Source organism: Bradyrhizobium sp. 18BD (assembly GCF_054185225.1).
Genome location: NZ_JAVAYL010000023.1, coordinates 71,719 through 90,188, shown reverse-complemented (window position 1 = coordinate 90,188; position 18,470 = coordinate 71,719). Strand labels below are relative to the sequence as shown.

The window sequence follows — 18,470 nt, the reverse complement described above, 5'->3', positions numbered from 1 at the left end:
ACTCGGTCGCGATTATTGAGAGATGGTGGGCACGCTCCGCTTTGCCCACCCTACGGCGCCGTCGCCTATTCCGCCTTCAGGTCGTCAGGCCTCGGCATCAGGACGATGTTGTAGCCGGAATCGACATAGTGAATCTCCCCGGTCACGCCGCCGGAGAGATCCGACAGCAGATACAGCGCCGAGCCGCCGAGCTCGTCGAGCGTGACGCCGCGGCGGAGCGGCGAATGTTTTTGCATGTAGGCGAACATCGCGCGCGCCTCGCCGATGCCGGATCCGGCGAGTGTACGGATGGGACCGGCGGAGATCGCGTTGACGCGGATGCCGCGCGGTCCGAAATCGGAGGCGAGATAGCGCACAGAGGCTTCCAGCGCCGCCTTGGCCACGCCCATCACGTTGTAGTTCGGCATCGCGCGCTCGGAGGCGCCGAAGGTCAGCGTGATCATGCTGCCGCCTTCGGTCATCAGCTCGGCGGCACGCTTGGCGACCTCCGTGAAGGAGAAGCAGGAAATCACCATGGTGCGCGAAAAATTCTCGCGGCTGGTGTCGGCGTAACGGCCCTTCAGCTCGTTCTTGTCGGCAAAGCCGATCGCGTGGATGACGAAGTCGAGCTTGCCCCATTTTTCGCGCAGGACGTCGAACGTGGCGTCGACGCTGGCAATGTCCTCGACGTCGCAAGGCAGCACCAGATCGACACCGAGCGATTCCGCCAGCGGCTTGACGCGCTTGCCGAGGGCGTCGCCCTGGAAGGTGAAGGCAAGCTCGGCACCTTGGGCATGCAGTGTCCTCGCCATGCCCCAGGCGATCGAATGATCATTGGCGATGCCCATAATCAGACCGCGCTTGCCTTTCATCAAATCCTGCATCCTACCGATCGCTTTCCGTTTTCGTCATGCCCGGGCATAGCCGTTCGAAGAACGGCGTCGCTTCGCTCGCCTACGTCCCGGGCATCCACGCCCTTCGAAACCAGAGGCCAAGACGTGGATGGCCGGGACAAGCCCGGCCATGACGAGAAATCACCTATGCGTCCGCAAAGACGTCACGCATCCAGCCGGCTGAACACCAGCGTGGCGTTGGTGCCGCCGAAGCCGAACGAGTTCGACAGCACGGTGCCGATTTTGACGTTGTCGATGCGCTTGCGCACGATCGGCATGTCGGCGAAGACAGGATCGAGCTCCTGGATGTGCGCGCTTTCGCAGATGAAGCCGTTGTTCATCATCAGCAGCGAGTAGATCGCCTCCTGCACGCCGGTCGCACCGAGCGAATGGCCGGTCAGCGCCTTGGTCGCCGAGATCGGCGGGCACTTCTCGCCGCGTCCGAACACGCGACGGAGCGCGTCGATCTCCGGCGGGTCGCCGGCCGGCGTCGAGGTCGCGTGCGGATTGATGTAGTCGACCTTGGTCTTCACCGTCGACAACGCCATGCGCATGCAGCGCTCGGCGCCTTCACCCGACGGCGCGACCATGTCGTAGCCGTCCGACGTCGCGCCGTAGCCGACGATCTCGCCGTAGATGCGCGCGCCGCGCGCCTTGGCATGCTCGAGCTCTTCCAGCACCAGCACACCGGCGCCGCCGGCAATGACGAAGCCGTCGCGGTTGACGTCGTAGGGACGCGAGGCGGTGGCGGGCGTGTCGTTGTACTTCGAGGACATCGCGCCCATCGCGTCGAACAGCACCGACAGCGACCAGTCCAGCTCCTCGCAGCCGCCGGCGAAGACGACGTCCTGCTTGCCGATCTGGATCGTCTCATAGGCGTTGCCGACGCAGTGGTTCGAGGTCGCGCAGGCCGAGGAGATCGAATAGTTCACGCCCTTGATCTTGAACCAGGTCGCGAGCGTCGCGGAGGCCGTGGAGGACATCGCCTTCGGCACCGCAAACGGTCCGACGCGCTTCGGTCCCTTGGTGCGGGTAATGTCGGCGGATTCGACGATGGTGCGCGCCGAGGGGCCGCCGGAGCCCATGATGATGCCGGTGCGGATGTTGGAAACTTCCTCAGGGCTCAGGCCGGAATCCTGGATCGCCTGCTCCATCGCGACGTGATTCCACGCGGCGCCCTGGCCGAGGAAACGCATCGCGCGGCGGTCGACGACCGTCGAGGGATCGAGCGTCGGCGCACCTTGCACCTGCGAACGGAAGCCGAGCTCGGCATATTTCTCAGCCCGCGAAATGCCCGACTTCGCCTCGTGAAGGCTCGCAAGCACCTCCTGGGTGTTGTTTCCGATGGACGAGACGATGCCCATCCCGGTGACCACAACCCGCCTCATGACAGCCTCGCCTAAATCGTTGTCATTCTTGGTGATGCGCCTTAGCCCAGGCTCGTGCCCTGCTTGAACAGGCCGACCTTCAGATCCTTCGCGCGATAAATAATCTGGTCATCGACCGAAAGCCACCCATCGGCGATGCCGAGCACGAGCTTTGAACGCATCACGCGTTTGATATCGACGTTGTACACAACCTTGCGGGCCTCGGGCAGCACCTGGCCGCTGAACTTTAATTCGTTCAAGCCGAGCGCGCGGCCGCGACCTTCGCCCCCGGTCCAGCCCAGATAAAAGCCGACCATTTGCCACAGCGCGTCGAGGCCGAGGCAGCCGGGCATCACCGGATCGTTCTTGAAGTGGCAGCCGAAGAACCAGAGGTCCGGCTTCACGTCGAGCTCGGCGCGCACCACGCCCTTGCCGAACTCGCCGCCATTGTCGCTGATTTCCGTGATGCGGTCGAACATGAGCATCGGCGGCAGCGGCAGCTGGGCATTGCCCGGACCGAACATCTCGCCGCGGGCACATGCCAGCAGATCTTCGTATTCGTAACCGTTGCGCCTGTTCAGCATGCACGTGCCTCTGTTCAAATGCCGATTGAGCGGCGTTCTTTGGCGAAAATGGGCCCCGTCCCGGTCGGAGAGCAGCGCCAATTGCCATTGTCAGGCGCAACTCCCGCAAGCCCCGGATGGACTGCAGACGAGCCTCCATGCCCGGCTGCGCCAAAATCGGCTAAGCGGAACCGCGGGCTCTCTAACACAGGCTATTTCGGTGGCAAAGCGCTCTCATGAAGGTAAAATGACGGGCTTCTCGCCCCGGTTCCAGAGCTGATTAGAACCTCTCTAGTTGCGAGAAACTTGCATCTGCATCTTTCTGTTCTTATATTGATGGGAGATATTGTTCACGCGTGCCCGAAATCTGGAAATGAGCGAGAATACCGCGCCCCATCACGACGACGACGTCCATACCGCGGCCCTTCTGTCCGGCCGCCAGCCGGCCCTGACGGGCTGCCCCTGGCACGACGTCAACGAAATGCTCCAGTCCGCCGGGCTCCGTCCGACGCGTCAGCGGATGGCGCTGGGCTGGCTCCTGTTCGGCAAGGGTGCGCGCCACCTCACGGCTGAAATGCTCTATGAGGAAGCCACGCTCGCCAAGGTTCCGGTGTCTCTGGCGACCGTCTACAACACGCTGAACCAGCTCACCGATGCCGGCCTGCTGCGTCAGGTCAGCGTCGACGGCACCAAGACCTATTTCGACACCAATGTCACCACCCACCACCACTACTACCTCGAGAACAGCCACGAGCTGGTCGACATCGAGGACCCGCATCTGGCGCTGTCCAAGATGCCGGAGGTGCCGGAGGGTTACGAGATCGCTCGCATCGACATGGTCGTGCGCCTGCGCAAGAAGCGCTGAGATCGATCCAAGCTGCTGAATTTGCCGTCATGGCCGGGCATAGCCGTCCGAAGGACGGCGTCGCTTGCGCTCGCCTATGTCCCGGCCATTGTCGTTTCAGGCCGTCAATTGACCTGCTCGTCCGAGTAGACGCCCCAGAGGCGTTCCTGCTGGATCCAGCCGTCAAAGCCGTTGCCGGTGACGCGGCACCAGTTTGCCGTGCACTTCTTGACCGTCGTGACGACACCGGCCTGGAGCCTGGCCGCAACCGCGCTGTCGGGATCGGCACGGTCGTAGATCGGCGCGAGATCGTCCTTGTGCTTCATCGTGACGACCGCAGTGCGGCGGCCCGACAGCAGCGAGTGATAGACCCAGCCTTCGGCGCCCTCGGAATCGCGCACCCGGCGCCAGTTCTCGAACTCGGCGGTGATTTCGACCGGCAGGCCGGCGCGAGTGTAGACCCAGGCCACGTCATTGTCCTTGGTGGGACCGGCGCGGACGTTGACGTGATCCGACTTGAGGCTGACGTAGCGCGGCACGGGCAAGCCGCTCGCGCTCTGGGGGGTGGTGTCCTTGGCCGAGTGCCCGGGGCTGACCGAGGCGCTCAACCAGGTGCAAACGAGCGCCATCACCGAACAAAAACGCCCCAACGCCATCAACCCGTCTCCTGTCGAGGACCCCAACCGGGTCCTCACCCCAAATTGCAAAACCCTGCCATATCGGTCCCTGACCCGCCCCACGCGGGTGTTCCGCAAGCCTGGCCCGTGGTTCTTGTCTTGGCCCTGCCTTCTGCTAGAGAGGACGAGCACGAGAACAACCAGTTTGCCCCGATTTTCCGGGTGGAAATGTCGGGGAGCTTGAAGGAAACGCCGGGGACGACACGGCACGGGCAGTGTCGAACAACCGGGTTAATGAGGCCTGAACAGCCCGCCTTTGGCGACAGAGGCGGCCTGCGACGCTTCATGAGAGCAGGACATGTCGGTGAAGAAAAAGCCCCTCGTCGTCGTGACGCGCAAGCTGCCGGATTCGATCGAGACGCGGATGCGCGAGCTGTTCGACGCGCGGATCAATCTCGAGGACACACCGATGTCGGCCGATCAGCTCGCGGAAGCCGCGCGCACCGCCGACGTGCTGGTTCCGACGGTCACCGACCACATCACCGCCGACATCGTCAATCAGCCCGAGTGCAAGCTCCGCCTGATCGCCAATTTCGGCAACGGCGTCGACAATATCGACGTCGAGGCCGCGCATGCCCGCGGCATCACCGTCACCAACACGCCGAAGGTGCTGACCGAAGACACCGCCGACATGACCATGGCACTGATCCTGGCCGTGCCGCGCCGGATGATCGAAGGCGCCTCGATCCTGACCGAAGGAAAACCCTGGCCCGGCTGGTCGCCGACCTGGATGCTCGGCCACCGCATCGGCGGCAAGCGCCTCGGCATCATCGGCATGGGCCGCATCGGTCAGGCGGTGGCGCGCCGCGCCCGCGCCTTCGGCCTGCAGATCCACTATCACAACCGCCGTCCCGTCGCGCCGAAGATCGCCGAGGAGCTTGGCGCCACCTATTGGGAAAGCCTCGACCAGATGCTGGCGCGGATGGACATCATCTCGGTGAACTGTCCGCACACGCCGGCGACCTATCATTTGCTCTCGGCGCGGCGGCTGAAGCTGATCCGCAAGGACGCCTACATCGTCAACACCGCGCGGGGCGAGGTCACTGACGAAGACACGCTGATCAAGCTGATCGAAGGCGGCGAGATCGGCGGCGCCGGCCTCGACGTCTACGAGCACGAGCCCGCGGTCAACCCGAAGCTGGTGCGGCTCGCCAAGGCCGGCAAGGTGACGCTGCTGCCGCATATGGGCTCGGCCACGATCGAAGGCCGCGTCGAGATGGGCGAGAAGGTGATCATCAACATCCGCACCTTCCTCGACGCCCACAAGCCGCCGGATCGCGTGCTGCCGAGCATGCTCTGAGGCTTACTTGCCGCGCGTTTCGCGCTTCCGCCAGTCTGCGACGAAATCGATGAAGGCGCGCAGCGCCGGCGGCGTCTGGCGCCGGCTCGGGTAATACAGGAACGGGCCCGGAAACGGCTCGCACCAATCTTCCATCAGGCTGACCAGCGCGCCGGATTTCACGGCGTCGCCGACATAGCCATCGAGCGTCGCCCAGATACCGGCGCCGTCGAGCGCAGCGCGCATGGCAAGGTTCATGTTGGTCGAGATCAGCTTTGCCGGCGGATCGACCTTCACGACCTGGCCCGCCTTCTCGAACTCGAGATCATGCATGACGCCGCTCGAGTAGCGGGGGCGGATGCAATCATGCTCGAGCAGATCCTTCGGATGGCGTGGCCTGCCGCGGCGCGCGATGTAATCGGGCGAAGCAACGACGACGTAACGCTGCGGGCCGCTCAGCGGGATCGCCACCATGTCCTGTGCGAGATGCTCGCCATAGCGCACCCCGGCATCATAGCCCCCACTCACGATGTCGACGAAGCCGCTCTCGGAGACAATGTCGAGATCGACCTGCGGATGGACGCTAAGAAACGGGCCGACCATCGGCGCCAGCACGAGATCGACCGCCGGCGGCGGCGCGTTGATGCGCAACCGGCCCGAGGCGACCTCGCGCAGGCCCCGCACCTGGTCCAGCGCGTCGCCGACATCGCGCAGCGCCGGGGCGAGCCGTGAGAGCAGCAGCTCACCCGCCTCGGTCAGCGCGACGCTGCGGGTGGTCCGGTTCATCAGGCGGACGCCGAGGCGCTCCTCCAGGTCGCGCAGGCGCTGGCTAAGGCTCGACACGGACACGCGAATTTCAATCGCCGCACGGCGAAAATTGCGGGTGCGGGCAACCGCCACGAAAACATCGAGATCGCGCAGGTCGGGCTCGGCCATTGTTCACCAATGTGAACAAGCTATTCTGGATTGTCCAGCTTATCGGGGTAATGGAGCAGGCGCATATCTGGCCTCGTCACGCGGCGCCATCAGCCGCCCATTACGAGGAAAGCCATCGTGGAACAGCGCAAACTCGGTTCAACCGGCCCCACCGTCTCCGCCCTCGGCCTCGGCTGCATGGGCATGTCCGAGGTCTACGGCCCCGCCGACCGCGGCGAGGCCATCGCCACGGTGCATGCGGCGCTCGATGCCGGCATCACGCTGCTCGACACCGGCGACTTCTACGCCATGGGCCACAACGAGTTGCTGGTGCGCGAAGCGCTGCAGAATGTCCCGCGCGAAAAGGTGCAGATCAGCGTCAAGTATGGCGCGCTGCGCGGTCCCGCCGGCGAATTCGCCGGCATGGACACCAGGCCCGCAGCGACCAAGAACTTCCTGGCTTTTTCGCTGCAGCGGCTCGGCACCGACTATGTCGACGTCTATCGCCCGGCGCGGCTCGATCCCAGCATTCCCATCGAGGAGACGATCGGCGGCATCGCCGAGTTGGTGAGGGCCGGCTACGTCAAGCATATCGGCCTGTCTGAGGTCGGCTCCGACACCATCCGTCGCGCGCACGCGGTGCATCCGATTGCCGATCTCCAGATCGAATATTCGCTGATCGAACGCGGCATCGAGCGCGACATCCTGAAGACCTGCCGCGAGCTCGGTATCGCCATCACCGCTTATGGCGTGCTGGCGCGCGGCCTGATCAGCGGCCATTGGTCGAAGGACTCAGGCAAGGCCGGCCGCGACTACCGGCTGATGACACCGCGCTTCCAGGGATCGAATCTCGACGCCAATCTCGCGCTGGTGGAGCAGCTGCGCGCGATCGCTACCGAGATCGGCGCAACGCCGGCGCAAGTCGCAATCGCCTGGGTCGCCGCGCAGGGCCAAGAGTACGGCCAAGCGATCGTGCCGCTGGTTGGAGCGCGCACCCGCACTCGTCTCACCGAAGCGCTCGGCGCGACCAAGGTGACGCTGACGCAGGTTCATCTCGCAGCGCTGGCCAAGGCGTTTCCGCCCAACGTTGCCGCCGGCACGCGCTACGCGGCCGAGCAGATGGCACATCTCGACAGCGAGAAGCCGGCGACGCGGTAACGACGGCAATCACTTGCGATGGGCGCTGAGATCGGCGGTCACAGGCCCGTCGCCATTGAGCGGATTGGCGGGATCGCGCGCGTAACGCAGCGTCTCGAAGCGCATCGCGCGCGCATCGATCATCAGGAGACGGCCGACGAGGCCGTCGCCGAACCCGACGATCTCGCGGATCGCTTCCAGCGCCATCATCGAGCCGAGCACGCCGGCGAGCGCGCCCATGACGCCGGCCTCGGCGCAGGCTGGCACCGTACCGGGCGGCGGCGCCTCCGGAAACAGGCAGCGGTAGGTCGGATTGAACTCGCCCTTCTCGTTGGTCTCGTGCGCTCGGATGGTGGTGAGCGAGCCGTCGAAGGTGCCGAGCGCCGCGGTGATCAGCGGCCGCTTCGCGAAGAAGCAGGCGTCGGAGACCAGATAGCGCGTCGAGAAATTGTCGGAGCCGTCGAGCACGAGATCGTAGTCGCCGATCAGGCTCAGCGCATTGTCGGCATTGAGCCAAGTGGCGTGCCCGACGAATCGCACATGCGGATTGAGCGCCGCGATCCGCTCCGCCGCGCTCTCGACTTTGTGCCGGCCGATGTCAGGCGTGGTGTGGATGACTTGGCGCTGCAGGTTCGACAGTGACACCACGTCGTCATCGACCACGCCGAGCGTGCCGATACCGGCGGCGGCGAGATACATCAGCGCGGGCGCGCCGAGCCCGCCGGCACCGATCACCAGCACGGAGCCCTTTTTCAGCGCAGCCTGGCCGGGACCACCGACATCGCGCAGCACGATGTGGCGGGCATAGCGTTCGAGTTCGTCCGGGCTCAGCACCTTCTCTTACTCCTGAACCACCCCAACATTGTTCGCGACCAACGAGATGTGCTTCAATGGCAGCACGTTCAATGGGCTGGCTGGATTTGTCATGAGATCGATGCTTGCGGCAACACTGATGTTGGCGTCCGCCACGGGCGCGAACGCCCAGATGACGAATTCGCAGGTCCCGGGCACCAAGCCGAAGACGGTCCAGACCGTGCCGATCCAGCCGCCTGCCCTGCAAACGGCGTCGGAAACGGCCAATGCGATGGCGCTGGCCGAGCGGCTGTCGCTCCAGTCCGACCTCGCCTGGGTCGGCGAATATAACGGCGCCATCACCGGCGACGTCAGCGAGCGCATGGTCAACGCCATCAAGGAATACCAGAAGAACAAGGGCGGCAAGCCGACCGGCGTGCTCAATCCGCAGGAGCGCGCCGCGCTCGCCGAGATCGCGCGGCGCAAGCAGGACGGCGTCGGCTGGAGGATCGTGACCGAAATGACCAGCGGCGCGCGGCTCGGCATTCCCTCAAAGCTGGTGCCGCAGCAGGTGACCGACGCCAACGGCTCGAAATGGACCTCGCCGACCGGAACCGTGCAGATATTGCTCAGCCGCCGCAAGGAGACGAACCCGACCACAGCAAAGCTCGCGGACGCCGAGAAGAAGGAGCCGGCGGGGCGCAAGGTCGACTACACCGTGGTGAAGCCCGATTTCTTCGTGCTGTCGGGATTGCAGGGCCTGAAGAAGTTTTACGTGCGCGGCACCTTTAGGGGCGACGAGGTCCGCATCATGACGATCCTCTACGACCAGGCGACCGAGAACACGGTCGAGCCGGTCGTGATCGCGATGTCGAGCGCGTTCAATGCGTTTCCAACGGGGCCGCAAGCCGGACCGCCGCCGCGCAAGACCGTCGAATACGGCACCGGCGTTGTCGTCAGCGACGATGGCGCGATCGTCACCGACCGACTCGTCACCGATAGCTGCCTCGCGATCACCATCGCAGGCCATGGCAGCGCCGACCGCCTCGCCGAAGACAAGGAGCACGATCTCGCACTGCTGCACATCTACGGCGCGCGCGGATTGAAGCCACTCAGCCTCGCCGGCGGAGCCGCGAAAGCGAGTGTCGATGTCATCGGTATCGCCGATCCGCAAAGCCAGGGCGGCGCGGCGGGCGTATCGAGCGCCAAAGGCGCGCTTGCGCCGGTCACATCAAGCGATTCCGCGCTGTCCCCTCCACCCGCCGTCGGCTTCTCCGGCAGCCCGGCCATCGATAGCGATGGCAAGTTCGCCGGCATCGCACTGTTGAAACCGACGGTGGTCGCAGGGCCCGCGACGTCGGTGCCGGCATCACAAGCGGTGATGGTTTCCGCGGGAACAGTCCGCGATTTCCTGAAGGCGAACGCCGTCACCGCGAATGGTACGTCGACCGACGCGAAGTCCGCCGTCGTGCGCGTGATCTGCGTGCGGAAATAACTCTCGTGTCCCGGACGCGCAGCAACGCACGAGCGTTGCTGCGCAGAGCCGGGACCCATGCACCCTCAGGCTCCGTGCTAGCGGCCTTCTGCGCCCCGGCTCAGCAGCGCACCATTGCGTGATGCGCTGCGTCCGGGGCACGAGACCTAGCTCAGCCTAAATCGAATCCCGCTCTTCGCAAGACCACCCGAGATCCCGACCGGCGTACCATCCGCGCGCCAGCAGGCGGCGCCAGTCATGGTGCCGTCGTCGTTGAACGCGATGCCGTTCATGCCGCCGGCGACCGTCGCAACCGGCTGCACCTTGTGGCCGAGCGCCGCGAGCTTCAGACGCACACTCTCCGGCACTTTCTGCTCGACCTCGAGCGCATTGCCTTCGGTCCAGACCCGCGGCGCCTCGACGGCCTCCTGCAGGCTCATGCCGTGGTCGATCAGATTGACCAGCGCCTGCATCGCGCTCGGGAAGATGCGCTTGCCTCCGGGCAGGCCGAGTGCGTAGCGCAGCTTGCCGTCACGCAGCGCCATCATCGGCGACATCGAGGTCGTCACACGCTTGCCCGGCGCGAGCGAGAGCGCGTGGCCGGGACGCGGATCGAACAGGTTCATGTAATTGTTGGCGATCGCGCCCAGGCCCGGGATCATGATCTTGGCGCCGAACAGATTGTTGATGGTCTGCGTGGTCGCGACCACGTTGCCGAAGCTGTCTGCCGCGGTCATGTGCGTGGTATGCGCGCTTTCGAGCTGCGTCACGCCGGCACCAAAAGCCTGCGCACGCGCCGGATCGATGGCGCGGCGGCGTTCCTCGGCATAGGCCTTCGAGGTCAGCTTCTCCACGGGCACGCCGACATAATCAGGATCGCCGCTGGCCGCGGCGCGGTCAGCGAAGGCGATTTTCAGGACTTCGGCGAGGTAGTGGATGGTCTCTGACGTACCGAAGCCGAGGCCGCCGATGTCGTAGCCCTCCAGAATGTTCAGCATCTGCGCGATGTGCACGCCGGACGCCGCAGGCGGCGGCGGGCCGAAAATGGTCCAGCCGCGATAGTCGGCGCGGATCGGCTGGCGCTCGACGGTCTTATAGCTCGTCAGATCATTACGGCGGATGAAGCCGCCGGTCTTCTCCAGGTAGTCGGCGAGGATGTCGCCGAGTGGCCCCTCGTAGAGCGCCTGTTCGCCATGATCGGCGATATAGCGCAGCGTCTCGGCATATTCGGCCTGCACCACGCGCTCGCCGACCTTCAGCGGCTCGCCGTTTGGTAAGAAGATCGCCGCGATCGGCTTGTCCTTGCGCATCTCGGCGGCGCTCTCGCTGATGCATTCGTGCAGGTAAGGCGTCGCCGCATAGCCGCGGGCGGCGTGCTTGATCGCGGGCTGCATGACGTCGGCCAGCGGCATGGTGCCGAACCGGCGCAGCGTCTCGCACCAGGCTTTCAGCGAACCCGGTGTAGCCACCGCTTTCGGACCATTGAGGTTCTCGTTGCCGACGGTGTCGAACACGTCATGGGCCGAGCCCGGCTTCGAGGTGTAGGTGGTGTCACGCACTGCCGCGGGTACGGTGCTTTGGCCGTCGATGAAGCGGTGGCTGCCGTCGGCGAGGCGGATATGCGCCATGCCACCGCCGATGATGCCGACCATCATCGGCTCGACCACCGTCAGCGTGAACAGGGTTGCGATCGCGGCGTCGATGGCGTTGCCGCCGGCGGCCAGCATCTCGGCGCCGGCGCTGGAGGCCAGCGGATGGTTGCTCACCACCATGCCGCGGCTCGAGACCGCCGGCATCTTCTGGCATTCAAAGGTGGTCGCCGTCCGGTCGCGCCAGTTGCCGCTCATGCCGCTTGCCCCTCTCATTCACGGCGGCGAGCACATCATGCGCGCGACGACCGGTCCAGTGTTGGTACGGATTGGCTGGCATTCCCGATTCTGCCATCATCGTTGCTGTTGATTCGGACATCCGCGGTCCCCTTTGGACCGGGCAGGGCACGTCCTGAGCGAGAAGAGCTCAGCATCGAGAAGCGATGCACGTTCGCGTGTGGCGTTACCCCAAAGACCCAGGCATTCCAAAGGAATCGACTTCCCATGCATACGATCGTACTGGCCACCCAAAAGGGTGGCAGTGGCAAGAGCACGCTCGCCATCGGCCTCGCGCTGGCTGCCAAGCAGGCCGGCTTCGCCGTCCGCCTGATCGAAACCGACCCGCAGGGCACCCTGTCCAACTGGCAGCGCCGCCGCAACAATGACGACCTCGTCGTCGAGCCGATCTATCAGGCCGCCAACATCGAGCCGCGCCTGAAGATGCTGGCCGACAGCGGCCTCCAGCTCGCGATCGTCGACACCGCGGCCGGCCTCAGCGCCGCCACCACCGCTGCGATCCGCCATTCCGACCTCTGCCTGATCCCGGCCCGCCCGAGCGTCGCCGACATCGAGGCGACCGTCTCGACGCTGAGCGTCGCGCGCGCCTGGAAGCGGCCCTACAGCTTCGTGCTGAACCAGACGCCGATCCGCGGCCAGCGCATCGACAATGCCGCGGTCGCCCTCGCCGAGGAAGCCGCGCTCGATCTCACTGAGGTGCTGGCACGCCCGCTGATCGTGATGCGCAACGATCACCAGGATTCGCTCGCCGCGGGCCTCGCCGTCAGCGAGTTCGCGCCGAACGGCAAATCGGCTGACGAGATCCGCGGTCTCTGGCGCTGGATCGAGACCCGCCTCGAACTCGAAGCCACCACCAATGTGCTGATCGACCAGGTCATCTCGGCTGCCGACGGCATGCTGCACATCGCCGCCGAACAGGCGGCCGACGAGACCACGATCCTGGCGTCCTGAGCGGGGCAATCGCTCCGGACGGCAGCCGGCCCTTCACCATCCGGAAGGGCCCCAGCGACGAAGCAATCCGGCCACCAGCCCGGCCGGATTGCTTCGCTGCGCTCGCAATGACGGAGTGACTCCGGCGGCAGCGCGGCTGTCACGTCGAGATTTCGCTTTCGCAGCCCGGATGGAGCGCAGCGCAATCCGGAACACCTGCATCCGTTGCGCGAAGGCCCCGGATTTCGCTGCGCTCCATCCGGGCTACGGCGCTACGTCACTTCTGACATTTCGGGCACCAGAACGTCGAGCGTCCGTTCTGGGTGAAGCGCTTGACCGTGCCGCCGCAGCCGGGCGTGTTGCAGGTCTCGCCCTCGCGGTCATAGACCTTGAACGAGTGCTGGAAATAGCCGAGCTCGCCCGAGGTCTGGCGATGATCGCGCAGTGACGATCCGCCGGCCTTGATGGCATCGTTCAGCACGGTGTGGATCGCGCTGACCAATCGTTTCGCATGATCGGTCGGCTCGCCGCCGCCAACGCCCTTGCGACCCTTGGTCGCGAGCGTCGCGGCGATCCGGCGCGGCGACAGGTGCGAGCGATGCAGCGCCTCGCAAACATAGATGTTGCCGAGGCCTGCGACCACGCGCTGGTCGAGCAGCGCCGCTTTGAGGCTCGTGGTCTTGCCTTCGCAGGACCTTGCCAGCATCGCGGCGTCGAACTCGTTACCGAGCGGCTCGGGGCCGAGGTCGCGCAGCAGCGGTTCGTCTTCGAGCGCGTTGCGTGCGATCACTTTCATGTAACCGAAGCGGCGCGGATCGTTGAAGACGATGTCGGCGCCCGAGGACATTCGAAACAGCACGTGGTCGTGCGTGGAATCCTTGCCTTTCGGATAGTGAAACTCAGCGGGCGCAGCCTCGTTGTCCGGCTTGATGACGCGGAACGAGCCCGACATGCCCAGATGCATCAGCAGCACGTCGCCGGAGGCGAGATCGGCCATGAGATATTTTGCACGGCGGCCGAGCCCGGTGACGACCTGCCCCTGGAGCCGGGCCACGAAGTCCGGCTGGAACGGAAAGCGCAGGTCCGGCCGGCGGGCCTCCGCGACCACGATTTTCGCCCCCTCCATGACGGGTTGAAGGCCGCGGCGGACGGTCTCGACTTCGGGCAATTCAGGCATGGTCAGGCATTCACCTTATGAAGGCGGTGTGATAGCGCCATTGCGGCGGGCAGGATATGGTCCGCCTCGTGGAGTAGAGTAATGGATCGGCCGGGCGAAACCACGCATTTTGGCTTCAGGGACGTCCCCCTGGGCGACAAGCAGACGCTGGTGAACGATGTGTTTCACAGCGTGGCGTCGCGCTATGATTTGATGAACGATTTGATGTCCGGTGGCCTGCACCGGGTCTGGAAGGACATCATGATCACCGCGCTCGACCCGCCCCGAAGCGACCGGCCGTTCGCGTTGCTGGACGTTGCCGGCGGCACCGGCGACATTTCGTTCCGCGCCGCCAAGGCGGCAGGCGCGGGCTTCCATGCCACCGTCTGCGACATCAATTCCGACATGCTGGCCGTGGGCCGCGAGCGCGCCGCCAAGCGCCATCTCGATACCCAGGTCGATTTCGTCGAGGGCAATGCCGAAGCGCTGGCCTTCGCCGACCGCAGCTTCGATGCATATACGATCGCGTTCGGCATTCGCAACGTGCCGCAGATCGACAAGGCGCTGCGCGAGGCCTATCGCGTGCTCAGGCCCGGCAGCCGTTTCCTGTGCCTGGAATTCTCGACCGTCGAGATGCCCGGCCTCGACAAGATCTACGACCTGTTCTCGTTCAAGGTGATCCCGCCGCTCGGCCGCATGGTCACGGGCGATGCCGAGTCCTACCGGTATCTCGTCGAATCGATCCGCAAGTTTCCGAAACCCAATGCCTTCGCCGACATGATCCGCGACGCCGGCTTTTCCCGCGTCAGCTGGCAGACCTTGTCGGGCGGCATCGTCGCACTGCATTCGGGCTGGCGTTTGTGATTTCTGCCTTCACCCACATTGCGCGCCTGATCCGCGCCGCGTTCGTCTTTGCGCGCGAGGGCGTGTTCGGCTCGGTCGATCCGAGCCTGGTGCCGCCGCCCGGCCAGCTCGCGCTGAAGCTTGCCCGCCTCATCGAACGGCGCGGCCCTAAATACGGCCCGCGGCTGTCGCGTGCGCTGACCCGGATGGGCCCGGCCTATCTCAAGCTCGGACAGTTCCTCGCCACGCGCCCCGACGTGGTCGGCGTCGTCATGGCGCGCGACCTCGAAAGCCTGCAGGATCGCCTGCCGCCGTTCTCGCAGGCCGAAGCGGAAGCCGCGATCGCGACCTCGCTGGAACGGCCCCTGAAAGACGTGTTCGTCAGCTTCAGCGCACCGGTCGCCGCCGCCTCGATCGCGCAGGTCCATCGCGGCGAGGTGCTGCGCGACGGCATCCGGAAGCCGGTCGCGATCAAGGTGCTCAGGCCTAACGTCTCCGCGCGCTTCCGCCGGGATCTCTCCGATTTCTTCTTCGTCGCGCACAAGGCCGAAGCCTATTCGGCCGAGGCGCGCCGCCTGCGGCTCGTCGAAGTCATCAACACCATGTCGCGCTCGGTCGCGATGGAGATGGACCTGCGGCTGGAAGCGGCCGCGCTGTCGGAGATGGCGGAGAACACGCAGGACGATCCTGATTTCCGCGTGCCGACCGTGGACTGGGACCGCACCACGCACAACGTGCTGACAATGGAGTGGATCGACGGCATCGCGCTGAACGACCACAAGCGCCTGGCAGAGGCGCGGGTCGATCTGCCCGATCTCGGCCGCAAGGTGATCCAGAGCTTTTTGCGCCACGCGCTGCGCGACGGCTTCTTCCACGCCGACATGCATCCGGGCAATCTGTTCCTCGACGACGCCGGCCGCCTCGTCGCGGTCGATTTCGGCATCATGGGCCGGCTCGGCATGAAGGAGCGGCGCTTCCTCGCCGAGATCCTGCTCGGCTTCATCACCCGCGACTATCGCCGGGTCGCCGAGGTGCATTTCGAGGCGGGCTACGTGCCCGCGCATCACTCGGTCGAGAATTTCGCGCAGGCCATCCGCGCCATCGGCGAGCCGATCCACAACCGCACCGCCGAGGAGATCTCGATGGCGCGGCTGCTGACGCTGCTGCTCGAGGTCACCGGCCTGTTCGACATGACGACGCGGCCCGAATTGATCCTGCTGCAGAAGACCATGGTCGTGGTCGAGGGCGTGGCGCGCGGCTTCGATCCCAAGCTCGACATCTGGAAGGTCGCCGATCCCGTGGTGCGCGAATGGATCGAGCGCAATCTCGGCCCGATCGGCCGGGTGCAGGGCGCGCTCGCCGGTGGCGGCGAGATCGCCCGCGTGCTGATGCGCCTGCCCGACATCGTGCAGCGCTCGGTCACGGTGCTCGAGCAGCTCGAGGCCATGACGCGGAACGGCATCCAGCTGTCGCCGGAGAGCATCGCCGCGATGGGGCGCAGCGAGGGCCGCAAGAACCGCTGGCGCACCGTGGCGCTCTGGATCATCGCCGCCACCTTCATCGGAATCCTTATCGCCGTCCGGAATCTATGATTGCACTGCAATCACACGGGTGATAGCATCGCTATCATTCCGTGCTGGAGGGGCGTCATGGCAAGCCTGACCATCCGCAAGCTCGACGACGCCGTCAAAGACTATCTGCGGCTGCGCTCGGCCAAAAACCACAGGTCGGTCGAGGAAGAGGTCCGGGTCATCCTGCGGGACCTGATCGAGGGCCGCGAGGAGCCGCTGACGCCGTTTTCGGCGCCACCAAGCCCATCCACTGCCCCCACACATCACCGCACCGGCGCTGTCCCCGAGGCCAGCGTCACCCTGATCATCGGCGGCGGGATCGCGGCCTACAAGTCGCTCGACCTGATCCGCAGGCTGAAGGAGCGGCGCATCGAGGTCCGCTGCGTGCTGACCAAGGCGGCGCAGCAATTCGTCACGCCGCTGGCGGTGAGCGCGCTGTCGCATGAGCGCGTCCACACCGATCTGTTCGACCCCCAGAGCGAGTTCGACGCCGGTCACATCCGTCTCGCCCGCGAGTGCGATCTGATCGTGGTGGCGCCCGCGACCGCCGACCTGATGGCGAAGATGGCCAACGGCCACGCTGATGATCTCGCCAGCGCCATTCTGCTCGCGACCAATCGCAGGATCCTGCTGGCACCGGCGATGAACCCGCTGATGTGGAACAACGCCGCGACCCGCCGCAACGTCACGCAGCTCCAGCGCGACGGCGTGGTGCTGGTCGGACCCAATTCCGGCGAGATGGCGGAGGCGGGTGAAGCCGGCGTCGGCCGCATGTCGGAGGCGATCGAGATCGCCACCGCCGCCGAACGGCTGCTGCGGCCGCCGGTGCCGCGCCCGCTCGCCGGCAAGCGCGTGCTGATCACCGCGGGTCCCACGCATGAGCCGATCGATCCGGTGCGCTATATCGCCAACCGCTCCTCCGGCAAGCAGGGCTTTGCCATCGCTGCCGCAGCACAAGCTGCCGGCGCCGAGGTGATCCTGGTGAGCGGCCCGGTCGATCTCCACGATCCCGCCGGCGTCACCGTCCAGCACGTCGAATCGGCGCGGCAGATGCTGGAGCAGGTGCAGGCCGCGCTTCCCGCTGACATCGCGATCTTTGCCGCCGCGGTGGCCGACTGGCGTGTCGCCAATGAAGGCGAGCAGAAGCTGAAGAAGACCTCGGCCGGTATGCCGCCGCTTCAGCTGGTCGAAAACCCCGACATCCTCGCGACGATCTCGAAGCTGACCGTCAAGCGCCCGCCGCTGGTGATCGGCTTTGCCGCCGAGACCGAGCATCTCATCGACAACGCCAAGTCGAAGCTCGCCCGCAAGGGCTGCGACTGGATTGTCGCCAACGACGTCTCGCCCGCCACCGGCGTGATGGGTGGCGACCGCAACACAGTGCACCTCATCAGCAAGAATGCTGAGAACAACGGCGAGATCACAGTTGATTCCTGGCCGGTGATGACCAAGGAACAGGTCGCCATCGAACTGGTCGCGCATGTCGCAAAAAGCGTGACCGGCAAATCCCTGGAGTCCGCATCTTGAGCACGAAGGTCACCGTCGAACTGCAGCGCCTCGCCCATGCCGAAGGCCTGCCGCTGCCGGCCTATCAGACCGCGGAAGCCGCCGGTCTCGATTTGATGGCGGCGGTGGCGGACAGCGAGCCGATGACGCTCGCACCCGGTCAATATGCGCTGGTGCCGACCGGCCTTGCGATCGCATTGCCGCCAGCCTTTGAAGCGCAGGTGCGGCCGCGCTCGGGGCTTGCGGCCAAGCACGGCGTCACCGTGCTGAACTCGCCGGGCACGATCGACGCCGACTACCGCGGCGAGATCAAGGTGATCCTGATCAACCACGGCGCAGCGCCCTTCGTGATCAAGCGCGGCGAGCGCATCGCGCAGATGGTGATCGCGCCCGTGGTGCAGGCCGCGCTGGTTCCCGTAGCAACATTGTCCGCGACCGATCGCGGCGCCGGCGGCTTCGGCTCAACCGGGCGCTAACACACGGCAATCCCAGCCGAATCATCCCTGAGAACGACGTGGACGGGAACCCGGCGCCCGGCATTTTTGTGGGGCCGCCTTTGCGTTCACGGTCTGGACTCTTACCGCTGGAGTCACGGTGAGGGTATTGTCGTTTGATTCGCGCACGACGGGGGTCGGAGCGCGTACATTCGTGCGGTCTT

17 protein-coding genes are annotated in these 18,470 nt (G+C 65.5%); 9 read left to right on the top strand and 8 right to left on the bottom strand.

Translation table 11 applies throughout. The features are described 5' to 3' along the window. Positions 1-65: 65 nt before the first annotated feature. The 3 genes from fabI to fabA all read right to left on the bottom strand — a co-directional run bounded on the left by fabI (position 66) and on the right by fabA (position 2,823). The gene (fabI, locus tag RAD16_RS33170; RefSeq protein ID WP_458162049.1) at positions 66-863 is read right to left on the bottom strand and encodes an enoyl-ACP reductase FabI; all 798 of its coding nucleotides are present in this window, start codon (positions 861-863) and stop codon (positions 66-68) included. A gap of 173 nt (positions 864-1,036) precedes the next feature. After that, positions 1,037-2,260, bottom strand: a complete 1,224-nt coding sequence (fabB, locus tag RAD16_RS33165; protein WP_458162047.1) for a beta-ketoacyl-ACP synthase I — start codon at positions 2,258-2,260, stop codon at positions 1,037-1,039. A 41-nt stretch (positions 2,261-2,301) separates the two neighbouring features. Further along, the gene (gene fabA, locus RAD16_RS33160) at positions 2,302-2,823 is read right to left on the bottom strand and encodes a bifunctional 3-hydroxydecanoyl-ACP dehydratase/trans-2-decenoyl-ACP isomerase (RefSeq protein ID WP_458162046.1); all 522 of its coding nucleotides are present in this window, start codon (positions 2,821-2,823) and stop codon (positions 2,302-2,304) included. A gap of 352 nt (positions 2,824-3,175) precedes the next feature. Here fabA and irrA point away from each other — a divergent pair, with 352 nt between their 5' ends. Next, a complete protein-coding gene (gene irrA / locus RAD16_RS33155; RefSeq protein WP_438740614.1) occupies positions 3,176-3,667 on the top strand; it encodes an iron response transcriptional regulator IrrA in 492 nt (163 codons plus the stop codon). A 104-nt stretch (positions 3,668-3,771) separates the two neighbouring features. Here irrA and RAD16_RS33150 read toward each other — a convergent pair whose 3' ends face one another. After that, positions 3,772-4,302 carry an SH3 domain-containing protein gene (locus RAD16_RS33150; RefSeq protein ID WP_458162045.1) on the bottom strand — a complete coding sequence of 177 codons (531 nt, stop codon included), beginning with the start codon at positions 4,300-4,302 and terminating at the stop codon, positions 3,772-3,774. A 319-nt stretch (positions 4,303-4,621) separates the two neighbouring features. On the opposite strand from RAD16_RS33150, the gene RAD16_RS33145 reads away from it, so the two are divergent. Then, a complete protein-coding gene (locus RAD16_RS33145; protein WP_326903667.1) occupies positions 4,622-5,623 on the top strand; it encodes a 2-hydroxyacid dehydrogenase in 1,002 nt (333 codons plus the stop codon). A 3-nt stretch (positions 5,624-5,626) separates the two neighbouring features. Here the strand turns inward: RAD16_RS33145 and RAD16_RS33140 are convergent, their stop codons facing one another. Next, positions 5,627-6,538: a LysR family transcriptional regulator gene (locus RAD16_RS33140; protein WP_458162044.1), complete on the bottom strand. Its 912-nt coding sequence runs from the start codon at positions 6,536-6,538 to the stop codon at positions 5,627-5,629. 117 nt (positions 6,539-6,655) lie between these two features. Here RAD16_RS33140 and RAD16_RS33135 point away from each other — a divergent pair, with 117 nt between their 5' ends. After that, on the top strand, positions 6,656-7,675 hold the full coding sequence (locus tag RAD16_RS33135) for an aldo/keto reductase (protein ID WP_458162043.1): 1,020 nt from the start codon (positions 6,656-6,658) through the stop codon (positions 7,673-7,675). A 9-nt stretch (positions 7,676-7,684) separates the two neighbouring features. Here RAD16_RS33135 and RAD16_RS33130 read toward each other — a convergent pair whose 3' ends face one another. Next, the gene (locus tag RAD16_RS33130) at positions 7,685-8,488 is read right to left on the bottom strand and encodes a HesA/MoeB/ThiF family protein (protein WP_458162042.1); all 804 of its coding nucleotides are present in this window, start codon (positions 8,486-8,488) and stop codon (positions 7,685-7,687) included. A 91-nt stretch (positions 8,489-8,579) separates the two neighbouring features. On the opposite strand from RAD16_RS33130, the gene RAD16_RS33125 reads away from it, so the two are divergent. Beyond that, positions 8,580-9,941: a serine protease gene (locus RAD16_RS33125; RefSeq protein WP_458162041.1), complete on the top strand. Its 1,362-nt coding sequence runs from the start codon at positions 8,580-8,582 to the stop codon at positions 9,939-9,941. Between the two features lie 146 nt (positions 9,942-10,087). On the opposite strand, the gene ggt is transcribed toward RAD16_RS33125, so the two are convergent. Continuing rightward, positions 10,088-11,767, bottom strand: coding sequence for a gamma-glutamyltransferase (ggt, locus tag RAD16_RS33120; RefSeq protein WP_458162040.1), 1,680 nt, complete (start codon positions 11,765-11,767; stop codon positions 10,088-10,090). A 246-nt stretch (positions 11,768-12,013) separates the two neighbouring features. On the opposite strand from ggt, the gene RAD16_RS33115 reads away from it, so the two are divergent. Then, positions 12,014-12,757, top strand: a complete 744-nt coding sequence (locus RAD16_RS33115; RefSeq protein WP_458162039.1) for a nucleotide-binding protein — start codon at positions 12,014-12,016, stop codon at positions 12,755-12,757. A gap of 256 nt (positions 12,758-13,013) precedes the next feature. Here RAD16_RS33115 and mutM read toward each other — a convergent pair whose 3' ends face one another. Continuing rightward, complete coding sequence (gene mutM, locus RAD16_RS33110) at positions 13,014-13,913, bottom strand: bifunctional DNA-formamidopyrimidine glycosylase/DNA-(apurinic or apyrimidinic site) lyase (protein ID WP_458162038.1); 900 nt, start codon at positions 13,911-13,913, stop codon at positions 13,014-13,016. 81 nt (positions 13,914-13,994) lie between these two features. Between mutM and ubiE the strand changes: the two genes are divergently transcribed. From ubiE to dut, 4 genes are read left to right on the top strand one after another with little or no spacing between them, the layout of a single operon-like run. After that, positions 13,995-14,756, top strand: coding sequence for a bifunctional demethylmenaquinone methyltransferase/2-methoxy-6-polyprenyl-1,4-benzoquinol methylase UbiE (ubiE, locus tag RAD16_RS33105; RefSeq protein ID WP_458162037.1), 762 nt, complete (start codon positions 13,995-13,997; stop codon positions 14,754-14,756). After that, entirely contained in the window at positions 14,753-16,327 is a 1,575-nt protein-coding gene (gene ubiB / locus RAD16_RS33100; RefSeq protein WP_458162036.1) for a 2-polyprenylphenol 6-hydroxylase, read from the top strand. The genes ubiE and ubiB overlap by 4 nt, the downstream gene beginning before the upstream one ends. A gap of 57 nt (positions 16,328-16,384) precedes the next feature. Continuing rightward, complete coding sequence (gene coaBC / locus RAD16_RS33095) at positions 16,385-17,833, top strand: bifunctional phosphopantothenoylcysteine decarboxylase/phosphopantothenate--cysteine ligase CoaBC (protein WP_458162035.1); 1,449 nt, start codon at positions 16,385-16,387, stop codon at positions 17,831-17,833. Next, the gene (dut, locus tag RAD16_RS33090; protein ID WP_458162034.1) at positions 17,830-18,288 is read left to right on the top strand and encodes a dUTP diphosphatase; all 459 of its coding nucleotides are present in this window, start codon (positions 17,830-17,832) and stop codon (positions 18,286-18,288) included. Before coaBC ends, dut begins: the two co-directional genes overlap by 4 nt. Positions 18,289-18,470 lie beyond the last annotated feature (182 nt).

What these genes read in the sequence shown, in the direction of transcription:
- fabI (WP_458162049.1), bottom strand. Translation starts at nt 863, where the DNA reads ATGCAGGATTTGATGAAAGGCAAGCGCGGTCTGATTATGGGCATCGCC.
- fabB (WP_458162047.1), bottom strand. Translation starts at nt 2,260, where the DNA reads ATGAGGCGGGTTGTGGTCACCGGGATGGGCATCGTCTCGTCCATCGGA.
- fabA (WP_458162046.1), bottom strand. Translation starts at nt 2,823, where the DNA reads ATGCTGAACAGGCGCAACGGTTACGAATACGAAGATCTGCTGGCATGT.
- irrA (WP_438740614.1), top strand. Translation starts at nt 3,176, where the DNA reads ATGAGCGAGAATACCGCGCCCCATCACGACGACGACGTCCATACCGCG.
- RAD16_RS33150 (WP_458162045.1), bottom strand. Translation starts at nt 4,302, where the DNA reads ATGGCGTTGGGGCGTTTTTGTTCGGTGATGGCGCTCGTTTGCACCTGG.
- RAD16_RS33145 (WP_326903667.1), top strand. Translation starts at nt 4,622, where the DNA reads ATGTCGGTGAAGAAAAAGCCCCTCGTCGTCGTGACGCGCAAGCTGCCG.
- RAD16_RS33140 (WP_458162044.1), bottom strand. Translation starts at nt 6,538, where the DNA reads ATGGCCGAGCCCGACCTGCGCGATCTCGATGTTTTCGTGGCGGTTGCC.
- RAD16_RS33125 (WP_458162041.1), top strand. Translation starts at nt 8,580, where the DNA reads ATGAGATCGATGCTTGCGGCAACACTGATGTTGGCGTCCGCCACGGGC.
- ggt (WP_458162040.1), bottom strand. Translation starts at nt 11,767, where the DNA reads ATGAGCGGCAACTGGCGCGACCGGACGGCGACCACCTTTGAATGCCAG.
- RAD16_RS33115 (WP_458162039.1), top strand. Translation starts at nt 12,014, where the DNA reads ATGCATACGATCGTACTGGCCACCCAAAAGGGTGGCAGTGGCAAGAGC.
- mutM (WP_458162038.1), bottom strand. Translation starts at nt 13,913, where the DNA reads ATGCCTGAATTGCCCGAAGTCGAGACCGTCCGCCGCGGCCTTCAACCC.
- ubiE (WP_458162037.1), top strand. Translation starts at nt 13,995, where the DNA reads ATGGATCGGCCGGGCGAAACCACGCATTTTGGCTTCAGGGACGTCCCC.
- coaBC (WP_458162035.1), top strand. Translation starts at nt 16,385, where the DNA reads ATGGCAAGCCTGACCATCCGCAAGCTCGACGACGCCGTCAAAGACTAT.